The following is an 18,407-nucleotide window of genomic DNA, read 5'->3' on the forward strand; positions in this document are numbered from 1 at the left end:
AATAATAGATGTATAGATTTAGAGGTGATAACCATGATCAATAAGAATATGAAAAAGAAAATAGGAACAGGTTGTGCACTTATTATAGTTGCTGCTATGGTGCTGTCAGGTTGTAAGAGCAGTAGCTCTTTATCTGGAAGCTCTGCTACAAGTACTTCATCAACAGCATCAGTTAGTGCAGATGCCAGCTTAAGCGCAAGTGTTGATATAAGCGAGCTTTCTGCGACCATAGAGCTGTCAGATGGTAGTACAACATTCGTTGGAAGTGGCGTTGAGCTGAAGGACGATGACGTTATTATTACAGCCGGCGGTACATACTCCTTTAGCGGAAGCTTGTCAGATGGCAGGATCAAGGTTGAGGCTGGAGATGAGGAAGTTATCATTATCCTTAACGGCGTCCAGATCACAAATACCGAGGGCGATGCCATCTATATTGAGGAAGCAGGCAATGCTGTAGTATACGTGATGGAGAGCACTGAGAACGTGCTTACCAGCGGTGTGAAGAGTGCTGATGCAGATAAAGAAGATTCTTCTACCGAATCTGACGAGAGTGAAAATAGTGAACAGACTGCTGATGACACAGAAGCAGATAGTGAACAGTCGGATACTGGCGAAGAGACTACAGAAACAGACGAAGGCTTCAGTAACAGTCAGAAGGCCGTTATCATGGCTAAGTGTGACCTGACAGTGACTGGTTCTGGAAACCTTACAGTTTATGGCTACATCAACAACGGTGTTCAGTCAAAAGAAATCCTGACTTTAGATAGTGTGAACCTGACGGTAGATACAGTTAATGATGGAATCAAGGCTGGATCAGCACTTGTAGTTAATTCAGGAACATACACAATAGAAGCTGATGGCGATGCCATCCAGTCAGATGGAACCCTTGATATTGAGAATGGCGATTTCACCATAGTTACAGGTGATGGCGCTGCTTCTGTTGAGAGAAAGTCTGACGAAATGGGCGGAGGCATGGGCCCTGGAGGACAGGGCGGTGGAAGACCAGGTCAAGGCGGAGATCAGCAGACCCCACCAGATAATGCCGGAGATCCACAGCAGAATGGACAGCAGACACCGCCAGATATGATGAGTGGTGAGAATGGTGCTGAAGATATGCCAGATATGAGCAATATGCCAAACTTTGGAGACATGGAGAGTTCATCTGATCTTGATGATGAGAATTCTGTGAGTCAGAAGGGTATCAAGGCGGACGGCCAGATTACTATCAATGGCGGAACATTCTCTTTTGACACCGCAGATGATGCAATCCACGGCGGCGCTGAAGTAGTGATAAATGATGGCTCTTTTAACATAGAGGCAGGAGATGACGGCGTTCACTCAGATACGGAGCTGACAATAAATGGCGGCGTGATAAGTGTAACTGACTGCTACGAGGGTATTGAAGGTGCTACAATCACCATAAATGGCGGCGACATCAGCGTTACATCCGATGACGATGGAATCAATGCTTCTAGTGATCTGGTGGACCCTGAGATTATCATAAATGGCGGAAAGGTCTACATTGACACCAGCGGTGACGGAATTGATTCTAACAAGAACATCACCATTAATGGCGGTGAGGTTTATGTGGATGGCCCGGGAAATGCCGGAAATGCAGCGATTGACGTTGGATCTGAGAACCAGGGCGTGTTTGCGATAACAGGCGGTACAATTACTTCCCTGGGAATGTCAGGAATGCTGGAGAATCCTAGTGAGACCAGCACTCAGCAGAGCATCACCTATGTTTTTGACGAGACCCTTGAAGCAGGCTCAGTTATTACCATCACAGATTCAGATGGAAAAGAAATAGCCACAATTACTACAGCTCGCAGTGCGGACTCAATTACATACTCCTCTGCAGAGCTTGAATCGGGCAAGACTTATACAATTAGTTCCGGGGATCTGACAGGAACAATTACGACAGACAAGATAAATGCATCAAACTATGCGGGACGTACACATTAATCCCTGAACACAACCCAGTTGTGGGACCAGGGAACAGGAAGACCAAATAAAGTATTTACTTTACCAGATGGGCGGCGGTACCAGGAGTAATTCCAACCGGCGCCCATATCCATGTATATGGCATTGGTGACGCCGAGTCTTTGAAGCTCCTCCATGAACTCAGTAAAATGCACCATGTTAACAGAATCGATAATGCAGACATTGCCGTTGAGCTCCGCCAAAGTCCTGTAGCAGCGGGCTCTTGGCCTGTCAAAGTTCATGACAATTTCTTTATCCCTTATCAGGGCAAACTGCATAAAGCCGCTACCACCGGCTTCTGCAGCTTCTTTCATGATTTCTTTTTGGTTATCAAATTCGAATTTAAAAGTTCCATCATAAAAAACAAAGGCAGCAAAGTTGTCCTTGTTATAAGGGCTTTCGTAAAGCACGCCGTCGCACGCATGGTCACCTTCAACGTTGATCTGGGAAAAGCTAAGACTTACTGTGTGCTGGAAAGCGGCGCCTGAACACCAGGTGATAGACTTATCTGACTTGGAAGGACGATTTTCGCAGACAAGATCAATCTCAGAATACTTAGGAAAGATAATGTAGGCTTTTCCGGTGTTGTAGATGGTTGTTTCCTCTCCAGGAAGGATCTGTTCCACAGCCATGTTTGAAGCGTCGATGCTCTCTGGGATCTTGACGTGGTACTGGGATATAAGCCCCATGAATATAAAGATGAATGAAGGCAGAACCAGGATAGAAGAGGCGCAGAATAGATGGTATAGGATTTTGAGGGGTTTAAAAGATATCTTTTCCTCGCCCCAAAGATAGATAATAAGGGCGGTGAATTGCATTGCCATAAGGCCAAAATACACCATGAATAGGAGATTTAGCCACATCTGAGCCACATAGAATGCCGTAAACGCAGCAAGTGAGAGGAGCGTCATGGCCATTATCCAGATTCCTTTAAGGCGTTTTGTCTTTTTCATAGCTCTTTTCCCCTCGCCTTCTTCTGTTCAATAAGCTCCTGGCGCAGAACCTTAAGTGAGTCGATCTGGGATTCAATGCACACGATAAGTAGCAGGATCGCGATGTCTGTCAGGTATTGGAGAGCGTTCTCCCAGCGGATTATCCTGTCAAAAGAGAGCATGCTGTTAGTGATGATGAGAACAAGATAGATAAAGAGCTTGATAGATATGGCCATCTGGTTGAATATGACGTTCTCAGGATTGCCCTTTTTGGCGTAGTTGATGAAGAAATGATTGATGGTGATGATGACAGTCAGCATAAAGGCCATGCCGGAAGCTGCCAGATAGATACTGCCCTGAACACCGGCTACAAGGTAGGTGTCGAAATCTTCCTGCCCCCAAAGACGCTCCAGCACAAGGTTTCCCTCCTGGAACATCAGGCAAAAGAGAATTCCGCCCATGAGGCCCTTTGCTACATCCCATCTGTAGTGGCGATAGGCGTAGTACATGGCGAAAATGGTGATGACCTTCACGATTATTATGAATAGGGTGAAGCCATCCTTCATCCGCCAGCTCAAAATGAGCGCAAAAAAGCTGGCGCCTATGGCAAAGGCGCTGGCTATAGTCATCAGGTATTCATTTAAAAAGATGGATTCTTTTTGATCATTCATCCTTCAGGTGAGAAATCTTCCTTTCCTACACCGCATAGTGGACAAACAAAATCAGCAGGAAGATCATCCCACTTAGTTCCTGGAGCAATGCCGTTATCTGGATCACCAGCAGCTTCGTCGTAGATATAACCACATGTGTTGCATACGTACTTCATAAGATAATCTCCTTTCGCGTTGGGTGTTTGCTTTGAATTATTCCGCACTAGACGGTATGTTGCGCGTATATGTACGCTATACAATAATTTTAGCATAGGAAAATACTGGCAGTTATAAAATAATTATTAAAACGGGCCAGTAACATGATAGGGCCACTACCGTAACGCCGGCAGTGGCCCCATTTATAATTAGGTGAGGAAAATGTTTTTTGAGGTGCGCGGCGAATTTTCCACCGCGCGGTGTGTTATGAAAAAGTTATTGTGTGGGGTATCGAAAAATCCTGTGGGAAGATCTTTCGATGAAATTATGATAAAACATGAACCTAAAATGAAACTAAAATCCTATATTACAAACCACTTTAAAAATATTTCAATATGCTATATACTTTATCCTCGAAGGGGTATTACTCCCGCTAAAAATTGCGGGATCTAAGGAGGAATTTTTAGTATGACAAAAAGAACAGCTGGATGGGCACTTATCGTAGTTGGCCTGGTAATGATGTTTAAGATGGTGAGAATCTCTGACATTGGATTCTACAGATTCGGTAGCGTTAGCACTTCAGCGATCATCCTGGTACTTCTTATCCTTTCAGGAATTGCAGTTGTAGTTAACAGCAACAAGTTTACCAGAGGCGCTCTCATTGTGTCTGTAGCATTACTTGTGCTTTCACTTATTCTTGGAACTGATATTTACTTTGCTTACACATCACTGCTCAACGTACTTCTTGTATTTGTTCCAATCATCCTTGGTGTTGGACTTGTGATCAAGAGCGCAGTTGAAAGACGTTCAAGAGCATAATAAGTCGTAACAAGTAGATCGGAATTAGCATTACACATGAACAAAATTTGGGAAATTTTACATAAACCGGATACCGTGGTTTTCTTCGACATCGACGGAACCCTCACAAGCTACAACTATGGCGTACATCACGCTCATCATGAACTGGATGGAACACCGGAGTTTAGGGATGTGAACATCTACGCAGATTGCAACAGACTTGAACCACTGTATCGCTATATCAAAGATCACGACGTGGACAGGCTCTTTTGCATATCAAGAGAGCCCCACGGTCACGAGGACTGGAAGAGTGAGATGGTGGAAAGGCTCTATGGAATCCCAGCGGATCATTGTTTTTACACAATGCTTGCCAGTGAGAAGCCAGCCATTGTCATGGACAAGGTAAAAGAGCTATTTCCTGACATCGACCCTGAATCTGTAGTCCTCATGGATGACAACGATGACACTCTTGGGATGTACATGGAGAAGACTCCGTTCTGTACAGCTCATCCTATGATTTTCATGGAGCATTGGTGCAACTAAGAAATGGCTGACAAGGTTTACATTGCAATTGATCTGAAGTCTTTCTACGCTTCTGTGGAATGCCAAGACATTGCCCGTAATCCACTTACTACCAATCTTGTGGTGGCAGACAGAAGCCGAACAGACAAAACAATATGCCTGGCTGTATCGCCGGCTCTGAAGAAATTCGGGATACCGGGAAGAGCCAGGCTTTTTGAAGTTGAGCAAAGGCTCAAAGAAGTCAACGCCATGAGACGCCTTAAGGCTCCAGGCGGAGAATTTACCGGGGAGTCCGATGATGAGGGCCAGCTTATGGCTAACCCTTCCCTTAAGATCTCTTTTATCGCAGCTGTGCCCAGAATGGCCCGCTACATCGAGATCAGCTCCCAGATATATCGAACATATCTTAAATACGTGGCTCCAGAGGACATCCACGTCTATTCCATCGACGAGGTCTTCATGGACGTCACCAACTATCTTGGAATCTACAAGAAATCCCCCAAGGACCTGGCCATGGATATGATAAAAGATGTCCTTCAGACCACGGGAATCACGGCAACAGCAGGAATTGGAACTAATCTCTACCTGAGTAAGGTGGCCATGGACATCGTGGCTAAGCACATAGAACCTGATGAGAATGGCGTTAGAATCGCAGAGCTTAACGAAAAGAGCTATAGAGAGCTCCTCTGGGATCACACGCCCCTTACGGACTTTTGGCGCGTGGGCCGTGGCTATACCAAGAAGCTTAGCTCCATGGGCCTTTACACCATGGGTGATATCGCCAGATGCAGTCTTGGTGGACCTAATGATTTCTTTAACGAGGACAGGCTCTACAAGGCCTTTGGCATAAATGCAGAGCTTCTCATCGACCATGCCTGGGGTTATGAACCCTGCACCATGGACATGATCAAGAAGTACAAGCCTGAGAACAATAGCCTTAGCCAGGGTCAGGTTCTTCACTGTCCGTATACCTTTGACAAAGCCAGAATAATAGTACGAGAAATGGCGGATGCCCTTGCCATGCAGCTTATGGAGGAGAAGAAGGTCACAGACCAGGTGGGCCTCTACATCGGCTACGACATGGCTAGCCTTAGCGACCCCAAGATTCTCAAGAAATACGCTGGCAGGATCAAGAACGACTACTACGGAAGAGCCGTTCCTGAGCATGCCCACGGCGGCGTAGGCCTTTCTGAGTTCACCTGCCTTAGCTCCAAGATTATCGAGGGAGCCCTCGCTATCTATGACAACGAGGTGGATCCAGACCTTCTTATCCGTAGAATCAACATCGTGGCAGGACATGTCATTGACGAAGAGACTGCTGTAAAGGCAGAAGAGAGCTCTTTTCACCAGATGTCCTTATTCGAGGATTTCGAGGCAAAAGAGCTACAGAAGAAAGAGGAAAAGAAGCTAAATGATAAGGAGCGCGCCCTCCAGGAGGCAGCTCTTAAGATACAAAAGAAGTTTGGCAAGAACGCCATAGTTAAGGGAACCTCCATGCAGGAGGGTGCCACAGGCATGGACAGAAACAACCAGATCGGAGGGCACAAGGCCTGATGGGAAAGTATGACGACATCATAAACTTAAATAGACCCATATCCAAGAAGCACAGTCCTATGCCACTGGAGAATAGGGCTGCCCAGTTCATGCCCTTTGCGGCTCTTACGGGATTTGAGGATGCCATTTCTGCCACAGCAGAGCTGGCCAGGGAAGAGGCAGAACGCACGGAAAACGAGCCCTACGAAGACTAAATTGTATTGGTAGAAATGACTGAAATAATAGTGATATGGCTATATTTTTTGGTTTGTTATGCATTTGAAATGAGCACAAAATGGGGGTATGATTGTTAGAGAATGCTAATTGAGAATTGTTCTCAACAAGGAGATAAGTAGTGACTTTACAGGATTTAAAGATAGGTAAAAAAGCAAAGATTATAAAGGTTGGCGGGGAAGGTGCTCTTCGCCAGCATTTTTTGGATATGGGTGTGATTCCAGGTGCAGAGCTTAAGGTGGTTAAGTTTGCGCCAATGGGCGATCCCATGGAGATAGAAATTCACGGATACAGGCTGACTTTGAGACTTTCAGAGGCAGCACAGATTGATATTGAAGAGATAACAGAGACTGCCAAGGAGACAGCTCTTTTGACAGAAAAGGAAGAGGGCAAGAAGGGAGCCAAGGCTCAGAAGACAGCCCATCCTGGACTGGGAGAGTCTGGTATCTTCCATAACAAGGAGGATGAGCATCCCCTTCCCGACAATGCGATCCTGACCTTTGCACTGGTGGGTAATCAGAACAGTGGTAAGACCACCCTTTTCAATCAGCTCACTGGTTCTAAGCAGCATGTGGGTAACTTCCCTGGAGTTACAGTGGATAGGAAGGACGGCGAGATCAGGGGCTACAAGAATACGCTGGTTACAGATCTTCCGGGAATTTATTCCATGTCCCCTTACTCCAACGAGGAGATTGTTTCAAGAAATCACGTGCTGAACGAGCAGCCTACAGCCATCATCAACATCGTGGATGTAACTAATATCGAGCGTAACCTGTATCTTACCATGCAGCTTCTTGAGATGGATGTGCCTACAGTTGTGGCTCTTAACATGATGGACGAGCTTACAGGCAACGACGGCGCTGTTGATATCAATGCCATGGAGGAAATGCTGGGAACACCGGTGGTTCCTATTGCTGCCGCCAAGAACGAGGGTGTTGATGAGCTTATTGCCCATGCTATCCACATCGCCAAGTACCAGGAGAAACCTCTGGATCAGGACTTCTGTTCCAAGGACGACAACGGCGGATCAGTGCATCAGTGTCTTCACGCAGTTATGCACATGATCGAGGACCATGCAGACAAGGCAGGAATTCCTCTTAGATTCGCGGCTAACAAGATCATTGAGGGCGACAGCCTTATTATAGACCAGCTTTCTTTGGATGATAATGAGAAGGATGCCATCGAGCACATGGTTTCTCAGATGGAAAAAGAAAGAGGGCTGGACCGAAGCGCTGCTATAGCGGATATGCGTTTTTCTTACATCGAGAAGGTCTGCAAGCGCTGTGTGACTAAGCCTAAAGAGAGTAAGGAGAAGATCAGAAGTAACAAAATCGATAAGATCCTTACTGGTAAGTACACTGCAATTCCAGTATTTATCGCTATTATGGCATTGGTGTTCTTTTTGACCTTCAATGTTATCGGACCTTTCCTTCAGGGAATCCTTGAGAATATCATTGGACTTCTAAGTGAGAGAGTCGAAGGTATTATGGTGGATGCCGGAGTTAATGAGGTGTTAAAGGGACTTGTTATCAATGGTTTGTTTGAAGGTGTCGGAAGTGTGCTTAGCTTCCTTCCTATTATTGTGACACTGTTCTTCTTCCTGTCCATGATGGAGGACAGCGGATACATCGCAAGAGTTGCCTTTGTTATGGATAAGCTCCTTAGAAGAATCGGCCTTTCTGGACGAAGCATAGTGCCGCTTCTTATCGGCTTTGGCTGTACTGTTCCTGCGGTAATGTCCACAAGGACGCTGCCGAGTGACAGAGACAGGAAGATGACTATTATACTTACGCCTTTCATGAGCTGCTCCGCTAAGCTTCCTATTTACGCATTCTTTGTAAATGCGTTCTTCCCAGGAAAGGGCGGCTTTATCATGACTGGTCTTTACCTTTTGGGAATTCTTGTGGGAATTTTGATGTCTCTTTTTACAAAGAGATTCGTGTTTAAGGGCGAGGCGGTTCCATTTGTTATGGAGCTTCCTAACTACAGACTTCCTAGCCCTAAGAGCGTTGTGATGCTTCTTTGGGAGAAGTCCAAGGACTTTATCCAGAAGGCCTTTTCAATTATCTTCGTGGCTACGATTCTGGTTTGGTTCCTTAGTAACTTTGATCCTTACTTTAACCTGGTTACTGATTCCCATGACAGTATCATGGCGATTATCGCAGGGGTGTTTGTTCCTCTGTTTAAGCCACTGGGTCTTGGTGACTGGAGAATCTGCACTTCCCTTATCAGTGGATTTATTGCTAAGGAGAGTGTAGTCTCTGCAATGGAGATTCTGTTTGAAGGCAATATCACTGCGGCCATTGATGCTGTCAGTGCTGCGACACTTTTGACCTTCAGTCTTTTGTATACACCTTGCGTTGCTGCTGTTGCTTCTATCAAAAGAGAACTTGGCAAGAAGTGGGCACTTGGAGTAGTGCTGTGGCAGTGTGCCATCGCATGGATTGTTGCACTTGTGGTGCGTGGCATCATGATGCTGATATTGTAATTGACTACACGGACGATGAGCTCTTGGGAGTGCCGGGGGCTGTGGGTATGTAATTGCTCACGTTTACTCGTTGGAATTTATAAATAATAAAAGAGCCTGCACGTAAGTGCAGGCCCTTTTTGGTTACCGTATGAGCTCAGGCTCAATCTTTAACTTCGATCTTTACTGGCTCTTCGTTGTGGGGAAGGGCTTCCTTCTTAGGTACGTTGACAGTTAAGATACCGTTTTTGTACTGTGCGATGATGTCCTCAGGTTTAAGGCCATCTACACGGAAGGATCTCTGGTAAGATGAAGTTCTTCTCTCGCGGCGGATATACTTGCCGTTGTCGTCTTTCTCATCCTTGTTCTCATTGTGTGTTGCCTTGATGGTAAGGATGTCATCCTTAAGGTCAATATTTATATCTTCCTTGTTGAAGCCAGGCAGCTCAGCCTCAAGCTGATAGCTGTTGTCCTTCTCAATTACATCTGTCTTCATAAAGTTAGAAGTCTGCAAAGCTCTGTCATCGCATCTGCCGTGATCGCACAGACCATTGAAGAATCTGTCGTTAAGAAGATCATCCATCTCATCAAAAATACTATTGTTACTCCAAATCATAGGCATCAACATAAGTCATCACTCCTTTTCTTCTTATTCTTGTTGTGTCGTGCAACGCTAAGTTTTGCGCTGCTGTTGTAGTAGTTTGTTTGAATAAGGGGATTCGATTCGTTCCTAATCTGTTCCTCTTGTTCTATAATCGTTATAACACTTGTTAGCACTCTTGTCAAGTGAGTGCTAAAATTTTTTTTGAATTCTTTTTGCACAGATAATAGCTCACATTTTACTAGCAACAACCTGGCCAAAACTGTATAATATAGAAAGCTTTGTAAACGAAATTCAGGAGTAAAAAATGGAAAATGTTTTAGAGTACGAGGGCTACAGAGGCTCAGTAAATTATGATAAGAAATGTGACTACTACACAGGAGAAGTGGAGATTGATGGTCGCATCTATACCTATGAGGGAGATACCCTTGAGGAGCTCAGGGAGGACTTCGAGGATATCATTGATTCCATCATTGCATTTGATGAGATGGAAGACGAGGATGAATAGTAACTTGAATCCATTGACTAGTGATTTGTTTTAGTTGGGAGAGTTTTATGCACGTATTAAATGTATTTCTTAAGTATGTGCTGCCATTTATTGTGGCGTACGTTCTTAATCTTGTGATCAATAAATTTCTTAGTACAGAGAGGCTTCGTGGTAAGCTTCTGCTTGTATTCTTAAAGGGTGTTGTTATAGCATTCATCTGGGGCGCAGCGGCACTTACAGCCCTTAGCGGAATTCCAGCCTTTTCCAAGACTTGGGAGACAGCGGTAGCTTCTTCCGGAATCGTGGCTGTTGTACTAGGTCTTGCTGCCCAGTCGACGCTGGCCAACGTGTTCGCAGGCATTTCCATTTCGGCCACCAGGTCAAGGGCCTTTGATATCGGTGATAGAGTGCAGATCGATTCAATTGAGCCTGGTTATGTTGAGAACATCACTCTCAGACACACTGTTATCAAAACCTATCAGAACGAGATTATCTATATTCCTAACTCTACAGTTGGTTCTGCCACAGTTGTTAACTACACTCAGGAAGAGTCTTTTTCATATCCAATCACTATTTCCGTTGCCTATGGCACAGATATGGAAAAAGCTATGAACATAATGTCAGATGTTATCTACGAGCATCCTAAGCATTATGGCGTCAGACCTACAGTTCTTTGTAAGAGCTGCGATGACAGCGGCGTTACACTTCGTGTTATGGTTGAGACAAAGAGCTTTAGAGACAATCCTACAACTTGCTCAGACTGCCTTGTAGAGATTATGAAGCGCTTCGAAGCTGAGAATATCGAGATTCCTTACAACAAGCTTGTTGTTTACGATGGGGACAGAGCTGGCAAAAACGTAGACAAGAAGTACACAAAAGATTGGAGTTGATTGGGGGAAACATGGGAAAGTTATACTTTAGGTACGGAGCAATGGGAAGCTCCAAGACAGCAAATGCACTGATGGTGCGCTACAACTATATCGAGAAGGGCCAGAATGCTATAATTCTTAAACCCAAGATCGAGAACAGAGATGGGGAAGCAACTGTTAAATCCAGAATGGGTCTGGAGGCTGAGTGCATCTTCGTAGAGGACTTCCTTGAGGAAGTTGAGAATGAGTGGTTTACAGGAAAGAGCGATGCCTGGGACAAGCTGGACTGCGTAATCGTGGACGAGGCCCAGTTCCTTACTGAAAAGCAGGTAGATCTTTTAGCCCTGGTTGTTGATAAGTATGATCTGCCAGTTATCTGCTATGGTCTTAGAACTGACTTTACAAGCCATCTCTTTACTGGATCCAAGAGACTTATGGAGATTGCCAACTATATAGAAGAGGTTCCTACAGTTTGCTGGTGCGGAAGACGAGCTCATTTCAACGCCAGAGTCTGCAACGGCAAGATTGTCAGAGATGGAGAGCAGATCATGATGGGTGGCAACGAATCCTATGTATCTGTGTGCCGTCGTCATTTCCTCAGCGGAGAAGTAATGGGAGAACGCGAAAGGGATATCCAATAAACAATATTCTGAATATTTAGTCTTTTTTATATTGCCTAATGTACTTAGCGCTGCGTCCGATAACATTAGTAAGATATGTTATTGTTCGCAGCGTTAACGTGTCCTTGGGACGATTTTAGAATGCAATCTGCAAATCGAAGTAATAAGTTAATTAGCTGCGATCAGTAACTGTAAATAGCTACGGAAAGCGTGGATCTTCATGGAGGATTAACAATCTTCACAGGATGAAGGTCTACTTTTTTTGGCCTTCATCTGGTAAGGAGGCACCATGAAAATTGCACAAAGCACCGTCAACATGGTTTCGAGCCACAAGTATTATGAAGAAAATACTGTGTCCTTCGAAACCGCAACCCTGACGAGAGAGTCTTTCATGGACAGCCTGAAGAACCAGGAGAACAAGATGGACAAGCTGGAACTGTCTGAGACAGATGGGTTCGAGGCCATGGGTAGTGAGAACTACAATAAGCTTAAACCCAACAAGACAGAATACCTGTCCACTTACGAGTCAACCCTGGAGGAGCAGCTGGCCGAAATTCGAAGTACTCTTCTTAGCAGGATTCTTAGTCTCTTGCAAATCCTAGGAGGTGATGATCAAAGCAGCAGATACAAAGAAGTACTAAGTAAGACGTCCAACATGCTTACCAGCAATTCATTTGTGAAGGTAACAACCTTTACGCAGACCCACTATGAGGAGGAAGGGGTCAGCTTCGCCGGTCAGGGCACGGCTATGACAGAAGATGGGAGAGTAATTGATTTTAACGTGGACTTCACAATGTCACGAAGGCTCACGCAATTTGCTGGAATCAGCATGGCGTCTGCAGTGGGACTGATTGATCCGCTGGTTATTAACGTGGATTCAAGCGTAACCCACATAAGCGACCAGCATTTCTTCTTTGATCTTGATTGTGATGGAAAAGAGGATAAAATTTCCAATCTGGGCAGTGGCTCCGGGTTCCTTGCCTATGACAAAAACGGCGATGGAAAAATCGGGGATGGTTCGGAGCTTTTTGGAACCAGAAGTGGAAATGGCTTTAACGAGCTGGCAGCTTACGATAGTGACAACAATGGCTGGATTGATGAGAACGATGAGATATTTGATAAGCTCAGCGTTTGGATTAGAAATGAAGATGGGACAGATACTCTTTTGTCCCTGAAAGAAGCTGATGTTGGAGCTATTAATCTTGGAAATGCGGATACAGAATTTACCCACTATAACGGAGATTTCCTTGCATCTGCCATGACCAGAGCCACCGGATTATTCCTTAAAGAAAGTGGCGGAGTAGGCACGATACAGCAGGTTGATCTGGCAGCAATGTGAAAAGAACTACAGACTAGCCGGATCGTAACATGTGGCTGAAAGATAGCCACGTGGCAATAATCAAATCGTCGAAAGGGAGATGATCATCTCCGCAGTTTCGACCATACGAGTCCCGGAGTCCATGGAGCACTTCTGCAAGTACTTGTGGGCTTCGGGCTCTGTCATGTGATGGCGGCTCATGAGAATCTCTTTTGCCGCCGCAATAGTCTTTTTATCTTCGTCGTTCTTGGTCTTGTTTCTTTCTTTAGCTCTTTTCCTTGTAAGGGTGACACCCTCCAGCATCATGTTCAGGGTGAAGAAAAGATCTGACTTCTTAATTGGAGATTGGAGGAAAACCAATTTGTCGTCGATTTCTTCAGGAGCCTTGTCAGCAGAGGCTATCATCATCATCTTAAAGTAGTCTGGCATGTTCTCCAAAAGCTCAGAATAGAGCATGTCACTTAAGCGGTAGCCACATATAATGACACCGCTTCCTAAATCTTCCATGGCAGAAAGAGCCTGTACACCAGACTGGTAGCACTGGACAGAGTCGTATCCACCCTTGTTTAAGATGCTTTTGAAGTTTTGTATATCGTTAGGCTTTGCAAAAGCAACAATTACGTTCACGTAAGCAACCTCAGACTACAGAATTTATAGTACTAATTATTTCTGATTAATCATGTAAAAGAGCTAAATCCTTCATCAGAAGATATTGAGATATCTCTTGATCTCCCACTGGGTAACGCAGGAACGGAAGTCCTTCCATTCGTTCTTCTTGTGAAGGAGATAGTTATTAAAGGTAGACTCTCCAAGAACTTCCTTAACAAAAGAGTCTGTCTGGTAAGCATCAATAGCTTCGCCAAGAGTAAGTGGAAGTGTATCCTGGTTTTCACCGTTTTTGCATTCAGGCTTAAGATCTTTTTCAATACCATCAAGACCAGCAGCCAGAATAAGAGCGATTGCAAGGTATGGATTGCAGGTTGCGTCTGGGTTTCTGATCTCTAACTTGGTATCTGCGCCGCGGCCAGAAGGGATTCTTATAAGAGCACTTCTGTTGGCAGAGGATGTGGACCAGGAAATATCAACTGGTGCATCAAAGCCAGGAACAAGTCTCTTGTAGGAATTAACGATAGGGTTAGTTACAAGGGTCATGGCCTTTGCGTGGTTAAGGATACCAGCTACGAAATTCAGAGCTTTATCTGAAAGAGTATTATCTTTTTCATTAATGAAGATATTCTTGCCCGCTTCGTCAAATGCCATTATATTGATGTGCATTCCGCTTCCGCTGATGCCCTCAGTTGGCTTAGGCATGAAGGTTGCATAGAGTCCGTGCTTCTTGGCGATGGTCTTAACTGCCATGCGGAAGGTCATGATCATGTCAGCTACCTTTGAAGCATCCTCTTCCTTAAAGTCAATCTCATGCTGAGCTGGAGCGCATTCGTGGTGGGAAGATGAAATGTCAAAGCCAAGTTCTTCAAGATTCAGGATGATGTCACGTCTTACGTTCTCGCCCTGATCTGCTGGAGCTACATCAAAGTATCCACCCTGCTCTTTAGTGGTATTGGTTGGACGTCCCTCTTCGTCGAAGTCGAATAAAAAGAACTCAAGCTCTGGATTCAGCTTGAACTTAAGGCCCATTTTGTCAGCTCTTTTTAAAGTTCTAAGAAGAATATCTCTGGAATCTCCCTCGTAAGGCTTCTTGTCAGCTGTGTAAACGTTGCAGAACATTCTGGCAACCTTACCTGACTGTGGTCTCCAGGGGTAGATCTCGAAGCTGTCCAGATCAGGGTACAGATACATGTCACCTTCGCTGTCGCAGCCAAAGCCTTCTACAGACACGCCATCAAACATGCACTCGTTATTAAGGGCGCTCTCAAGCTGGCTTGAAGCAATAGCGATATTCTTGGGAGTTCCAAAGATATCGCAGAACTGGAGCCTTATAAAGGCTACATCCTCTTCCTCAACAATGCGGAAGATATCCTCTTTTGTGTACTTGCTCATATTTTTCCTCCAATTTTGTGATATGGGTTTTACACATATCTTGTTAATAATGAAAAAAGACGTCAAAACAGCGAACAGATTCTGTTCGAGTTCTGGCGCCATTGCCTACAAATTTCCTATTTCTCAACCATAGTATCATAGTTGCCTTAGGGAATTCAATTTGATTTTTCTTAATATAGGAAAAAATAGTTTAGGGAATTAATCCGAGGACACAAAAAGTTCACAATTAAATTATTAAATTACTCTAAAGTTTCTAAAAATATATCCGATATATATTGCGAAGGAACAAAAAGCCCATACCCCTATTTGGGATAAAATAGGCATGGATGCTAGAAACTATCGACAAAATAAAAAGTATGACCTTGGGTATTTGGTCCATTATTTTTCTAAAAGTTAGTGGGGATAATTTTTAGATAAAAACTAAAGTAATGGTAATATCTACCGATAAATGAAGTAGATAAAAAAATACTCCAGGGAAGGAGGAAAAGATTATGCGAATAGAAGCATACAGTCAGGTCCAGCAGATCTACTCAAACAACAAAGTAAATAAGACCCAGGCAACCAAGAAGACTGGAGATGTAAGGGATACAGTATCCTTTTCTTCAATTGGAAAAGACATCCAGGTTGCAAAACAGGCTGTAAGCGCAGTTCCTGACGTCAGGGAAGATGTCGTTAGTGCGTTGAAAGCTGCTATTAAAAACGGTACTTATGATGTGAGTGGAGAGGCTTTTGCCGACAAGATTCTTTCTAAACTTGATGAAGGTTTAGTTTGATTCACATTCAATTTAATATAGGAGGATGATTCCAGTGGCTAGTCTTATGGAAAATCTGGTTGGCGTGCTCGACCAGGAATGTAACATGTACGAAAGATTACTGGGGTTATCCAGCCGAAAGACCGCCATCATTATTAAAGGCGATCTTGAAGCACTTGCTGAGATCACGGATGAGGAGCAGTGCGTTATAGGCAATATTCAGAACCTCGAAAAGCAAAGAGAAGAGGCTATGAGCGATATTGCAGGCGTACTTAACACGGATGTTGATTCATTAAAGCTGACCGATCTGATCACGGTACTTGAGAAAAGACCTGAAGATCAGAAAAATCTGGCAGTCTCCCGCGACAGGCTTAAAAGCGTTGCGCAGAATGTCAGACGTGTAAACGGCCAGAACCAGGAACTTCTCAAAAGTTCACTGGAAATGGTGCAATTCGAAATGAACATCATCCAGGCGTCGAAAATGGCTCCGCAAACTGCGAATTATTCCAGAGCTTTAGACACTACAGGCGAATGTTTAGGTTACACATCGGGCGGGTTTGATGCAAAGCAATGACGTACCACCACTAAGGGTGGTACGGGATGCATGTGGATGACCCAACGAGTGGAAACCGTGCCAAGCGGTAGTGTCTTTAAGTTTGCCTTTTTTACAATCATAAAGAACATGATTGTAAAAACGCTCCGCAGGGATGCGCAACTCGCGGTAATGTAGTTATCGCTGACGCGATCCGCTAGTGCGCGAAAGATTTGTGAGCAAATCTTTATCGGGAGGTACTAATTATGTCTTTGATGGCCAACCTTTATGTAGGACAATCAGGTCTGCAAACTTCACAAAATGCTTTGAATACAACTGCTCATAATATGGCCAACATTGACACTGAAGGTTATACAAGGCAGCAGGTATCTCAGGGAACAAGAGCCTATCAGACCCTTGAAAAGAAATATGAAGCAGTTGCCTGGAAGCAGATAGGTACAGGCGTTAACTACAACAAGTGTAAACAGGTAAGAAGTGAATTCTTAGATACAGCATATAGAAGAGAAACAGGAAGATATGCATTCTACGACGTTTCCTCCAAGGCTCTTGAAGAGATAGAAGATCAGCTTCAGGAGATGGACGGATCAGAGTTCGCAGAATCTCTTAATAACCTCTGGGTAGCAGTGCAGGAGCTGGGTAAAGACCCATGCTCAGCCGTTACGCAGAGTGCTCTTATTACTAGGGCAAATGAATTTTTGACAAGAGCCAAGAGCGTATACGACGGCCTTGTGGATTATCAGGAGAACCTTAATTCAACAGTAGAAACCATGGTAAAAGATATCAACCATTACGGCGATCGTATCAGACAGCTGAACGAACTCATCGTTGATATCGAATCCGGACATCAGGAAAAGGCCAACGACCTTAGAGATGAACGTAACATGATGCTGGATAAGCTTGGTGAATATGGCAAGATCGATTATCAGGAAGATATCTTCGGAAATGTGACAGTTCTTTTTGAAGGATCAACTTTCGTAACTACGGACCACGTTAACCACATCGCTCTTGATACAACCCTTGAAAGCTGCGTTGGATACGCAACACCATATTGGGACTACGCAGCCAAGAGAGAATATAACGCCAACGGAGAAGAAGTTATCACCTCCATTTCCGGTGGACTTCTCTATGACCTGACCCAGCCAATATCCACAACAACCAACACAGATATTGGTAAGTTGAAGGCGGTTCTCCTTGCAAGAGGTGACCACAACGCAACATACCATGACATTACAGAGGATACTGATTACTACAATGAGAACATCTCCCAGTCAGTAATGATGAACATTCAGGCTGAGTTTGATCAGATGATCCACAATGTCATGACTGCAATAAACGATATCATGGAAAGTGCTGAGAGTAATCCAGCCCTCCAGACAGGTGAAGATCTTTCTACCTATACAATGTTCGTATGTGCCAACGAATCAGATATGCTCATCTACGACATTGGCGAAGATCACCCTGCAGGCTCAGTTCAGACCGGATTTACAATTGCCAACTCCCAGATCAATCCGATTCTTTTGCAGGATCCAAGTACCTTCACCTTCAGAACCATCGATGGTACAGAGGATAACGCAACAGTAACAAAGCTTAAAAACGCTTTCACCAGCGAAGAATATACATTAAATCCAAACGTAACAAGTAGAAACAGCTTTACAACCTACTACAACAGCCTTGTTTCACAGGTTGCCAACTCAGGTGATGTATACAAGAGTATCTGCGCAGCCCAGGAACAGACAGTAACAGCAGTAAGCGAAGGCAGAGAGCAGATCGTAGGCGTATCCAGTGACGAGGAGCTTGAGTACATGATCATGTTCCAGAACGCCTACAACGCATCCAGTAGATATATCAACGTAGTGAGTCAGATGCTTGAACACCTGGTAACAACCTTAGGCTCATGATCCTTTAGATAGTAGTACCCGGCAACACCACAG

At 44.5% G+C, this 18,407-nt stretch carries 19 protein-coding genes; 13 read left to right on the plus strand and 6 right to left on the minus strand.

The annotated features are described in order from the left end of the window. The first annotated feature begins 33 nt into the window (after positions 1-33). Positions 34-1,965, plus strand: coding sequence for a carbohydrate-binding domain-containing protein (locus T541_RS0100840; RefSeq protein WP_026650925.1), 1,932 nt, complete (start codon positions 34-36; stop codon positions 1,963-1,965). Here T541_RS0100840 and T541_RS0100845 read toward each other — a convergent pair. Genes T541_RS0100845 through rd form a run of 3 tightly spaced genes read right to left on the minus strand, consistent with a single transcriptional unit; the run spans position 1,962 to position 3,741 of the window. Further along, positions 1,962-2,936 (minus strand): hypothetical protein, encoded by a 975-nt coding sequence (locus tag T541_RS0100845; RefSeq protein ID WP_026650926.1) that lies wholly within the window; start codon positions 2,934-2,936, stop codon positions 1,962-1,964. The two genes, T541_RS0100840 and T541_RS0100845, sit on opposite strands and share 4 nt — an antisense overlap. Continuing rightward, positions 2,933-3,586, minus strand: a complete 654-nt coding sequence (locus tag T541_RS0100850; protein WP_026650927.1) for a hypothetical protein — start codon at positions 3,584-3,586, stop codon at positions 2,933-2,935. Before T541_RS0100850 ends, T541_RS0100845 begins: the two co-directional genes overlap by 4 nt. After that, positions 3,583-3,741, minus strand: coding sequence for a rubredoxin (gene rd / locus T541_RS0100855; protein WP_026650928.1), 159 nt, complete (start codon positions 3,739-3,741; stop codon positions 3,583-3,585). Before rd ends, T541_RS0100850 begins: the two co-directional genes overlap by 4 nt. A 448-nt stretch (positions 3,742-4,189) precedes the next feature. On the opposite strand from rd, the gene T541_RS0100860 reads away from it, so the two are divergent. The 5 genes from T541_RS0100860 (at position 4,190) to feoB (ending at position 9,296) form a co-directional block, all read left to right on the plus strand. Continuing rightward, complete coding sequence (locus T541_RS0100860; protein ID WP_026650929.1) at positions 4,190-4,540, plus strand: hypothetical protein; 351 nt, start codon at positions 4,190-4,192, stop codon at positions 4,538-4,540. Between the two features lie 36 nt (positions 4,541-4,576). Further along, a complete protein-coding gene (locus T541_RS0100865) occupies positions 4,577-5,062 on the plus strand; it encodes an HAD family hydrolase (RefSeq protein ID WP_155839437.1) in 486 nt (161 codons plus the stop codon). Between the two features lie 3 nt (positions 5,063-5,065). After that, positions 5,066-6,595: a DNA methylase gene (locus T541_RS0100870; protein ID WP_026650931.1), complete on the plus strand. Its 1,530-nt coding sequence runs from the start codon at positions 5,066-5,068 to the stop codon at positions 6,593-6,595. Beyond that, entirely contained in the window at positions 6,595-6,789 is a 195-nt protein-coding gene (locus tag T541_RS18375; RefSeq protein WP_034465506.1) for a hypothetical protein, read from the plus strand. The genes T541_RS0100870 and T541_RS18375 overlap by 1 nt, the downstream gene beginning before the upstream one ends. A 140-nt stretch (positions 6,790-6,929) precedes the next feature. Beyond that, positions 6,930-9,296, plus strand: a complete 2,367-nt coding sequence (feoB, locus tag T541_RS0100880; protein WP_026650932.1) for a ferrous iron transport protein B — start codon at positions 6,930-6,932, stop codon at positions 9,294-9,296. Positions 9,297-9,438: 142 nt separating this feature from the next. Here the strand turns inward: feoB and T541_RS0100885 are convergent, their stop codons facing one another. After that, the gene (locus T541_RS0100885; RefSeq protein ID WP_242840731.1) at positions 9,439-9,897 is read right to left on the minus strand and encodes an Hsp20/alpha crystallin family protein; all 459 of its coding nucleotides are present in this window, start codon (positions 9,895-9,897) and stop codon (positions 9,439-9,441) included. A gap of 286 nt (positions 9,898-10,183) precedes the next feature. On the opposite strand from T541_RS0100885, the gene T541_RS18380 reads away from it, so the two are divergent. The 4 genes from T541_RS18380 to T541_RS20395 all read left to right on the plus strand — a co-directional run bounded on the left by T541_RS18380 (position 10,184) and on the right by T541_RS20395 (position 13,191). After that, positions 10,184-10,384 carry a hypothetical protein gene (locus T541_RS18380; protein ID WP_034465511.1) on the plus strand — a complete coding sequence of 67 codons (201 nt, stop codon included), beginning with the start codon at positions 10,184-10,186 and terminating at the stop codon, positions 10,382-10,384. A gap of 47 nt (positions 10,385-10,431) precedes the next feature. Then, positions 10,432-11,253: a mechanosensitive ion channel family protein gene (locus T541_RS0100895; RefSeq protein WP_026650934.1), complete on the plus strand. Its 822-nt coding sequence runs from the start codon at positions 10,432-10,434 to the stop codon at positions 11,251-11,253. An 11-nt stretch (positions 11,254-11,264) separates the two neighbouring features. Further along, positions 11,265-11,873, plus strand: a complete 609-nt coding sequence (locus T541_RS0100900) for a thymidine kinase (RefSeq protein ID WP_034465518.1) — start codon at positions 11,265-11,267, stop codon at positions 11,871-11,873. A 268-nt stretch (positions 11,874-12,141) separates the two neighbouring features. Continuing rightward, complete coding sequence (locus T541_RS20395) at positions 12,142-13,191, plus strand: hypothetical protein (protein WP_051538010.1); 1,050 nt, start codon at positions 12,142-12,144, stop codon at positions 13,189-13,191. A 60-nt stretch (positions 13,192-13,251) separates the two neighbouring features. Here the strand turns inward: T541_RS20395 and T541_RS0100910 are convergent, their stop codons facing one another. Next, positions 13,252-13,797 (minus strand): ANTAR domain-containing response regulator, encoded by a 546-nt coding sequence (locus T541_RS0100910; RefSeq protein WP_026650936.1) that lies wholly within the window; start codon positions 13,795-13,797, stop codon positions 13,252-13,254. A 75-nt stretch (positions 13,798-13,872) separates the two neighbouring features. Further along, on the minus strand, positions 13,873-15,171 hold the full coding sequence (glnA, locus tag T541_RS0100915) for a type I glutamate--ammonia ligase (protein ID WP_026650937.1): 1,299 nt from the start codon (positions 15,169-15,171) through the stop codon (positions 13,873-13,875). A 491-nt stretch (positions 15,172-15,662) separates the two neighbouring features. On the opposite strand from glnA, the gene flgM reads away from it, so the two are divergent. From flgM to flgK, 3 genes are all read left to right on the plus strand, one after another. After that, positions 15,663-15,944, plus strand: a complete 282-nt coding sequence (flgM, locus tag T541_RS0100920) for a flagellar biosynthesis anti-sigma factor FlgM (RefSeq protein ID WP_026650938.1) — start codon at positions 15,663-15,665, stop codon at positions 15,942-15,944. 25 nt (positions 15,945-15,969) lie between these two features. Beyond that, positions 15,970-16,497 (plus strand): flagellar protein FlgN, encoded by a 528-nt coding sequence (locus T541_RS0100925; RefSeq protein WP_242840732.1) that lies wholly within the window; start codon positions 15,970-15,972, stop codon positions 16,495-16,497. 224 nt (positions 16,498-16,721) lie between these two features. Further along, positions 16,722-18,374 carry a flagellar hook-associated protein FlgK gene (gene flgK, locus T541_RS0100935; RefSeq protein WP_026650940.1) on the plus strand — a complete coding sequence of 551 codons (1,653 nt, stop codon included), beginning with the start codon at positions 16,722-16,724 and terminating at the stop codon, positions 18,372-18,374. Positions 18,375-18,407 lie beyond the last annotated feature (33 nt).

Origin of the sequence: Butyrivibrio proteoclasticus P6B7 (assembly GCF_000622085.1) — a bacterium.
Classification (GTDB): Bacteria; Bacillota; Clostridia; order Lachnospirales; family Lachnospiraceae; genus Butyrivibrio; species Butyrivibrio proteoclasticus_A.

Bases quoted from the DNA above. Each gene is read 5' to 3' on its own strand.
- T541_RS0100885 (WP_242840731.1), bottom strand. From the start codon at position 9,897: ATGCCTATGATTTGGAGTAACAATAGTATTTTTGATGAGATGGATGAT.
- T541_RS18380 (WP_034465511.1), top strand. From the start codon at position 10,184: ATGGAAAATGTTTTAGAGTACGAGGGCTACAGAGGCTCAGTAAATTAT.
- T541_RS0100840 (WP_026650925.1), top strand. From the start codon at position 34: ATGATCAATAAGAATATGAAAAAGAAAATAGGAACAGGTTGTGCACTT.
- rd (WP_026650928.1), bottom strand. From the start codon at position 3,741: ATGAAGTACGTATGCAACACATGTGGTTATATCTACGACGAAGCTGCT.
- T541_RS0100860 (WP_026650929.1), top strand. From the start codon at position 4,190: ATGACAAAAAGAACAGCTGGATGGGCACTTATCGTAGTTGGCCTGGTA.
- T541_RS0100865 (WP_155839437.1), top strand. From the start codon at position 4,577: ATGAACAAAATTTGGGAAATTTTACATAAACCGGATACCGTGGTTTTC.
- T541_RS0100845 (WP_026650926.1), bottom strand. From the start codon at position 2,936: ATGAAAAAGACAAAACGCCTTAAAGGAATCTGGATAATGGCCATGACG.
- flgM (WP_026650938.1), top strand. From the start codon at position 15,663: ATGCGAATAGAAGCATACAGTCAGGTCCAGCAGATCTACTCAAACAAC.
- T541_RS18375 (WP_034465506.1), top strand. From the start codon at position 6,595: ATGGGAAAGTATGACGACATCATAAACTTAAATAGACCCATATCCAAG.
- flgK (WP_026650940.1), top strand. From the start codon at position 16,722: ATGTCTTTGATGGCCAACCTTTATGTAGGACAATCAGGTCTGCAAACT.
- T541_RS0100895 (WP_026650934.1), top strand. From the start codon at position 10,432: ATGCACGTATTAAATGTATTTCTTAAGTATGTGCTGCCATTTATTGTG.
- T541_RS0100900 (WP_034465518.1), top strand. From the start codon at position 11,265: ATGGGAAAGTTATACTTTAGGTACGGAGCAATGGGAAGCTCCAAGACA.
- T541_RS20395 (WP_051538010.1), top strand. From the start codon at position 12,142: ATGAAAATTGCACAAAGCACCGTCAACATGGTTTCGAGCCACAAGTAT.
- T541_RS0100925 (WP_242840732.1), top strand. From the start codon at position 15,970: ATGATTCCAGTGGCTAGTCTTATGGAAAATCTGGTTGGCGTGCTCGAC.
- T541_RS0100850 (WP_026650927.1), bottom strand. From the start codon at position 3,586: ATGAATGATCAAAAAGAATCCATCTTTTTAAATGAATACCTGATGACT.
- glnA (WP_026650937.1), bottom strand. From the start codon at position 15,171: ATGAGCAAGTACACAAAAGAGGATATCTTCCGCATTGTTGAGGAAGAG.
- T541_RS0100870 (WP_026650931.1), top strand. From the start codon at position 5,066: ATGGCTGACAAGGTTTACATTGCAATTGATCTGAAGTCTTTCTACGCT.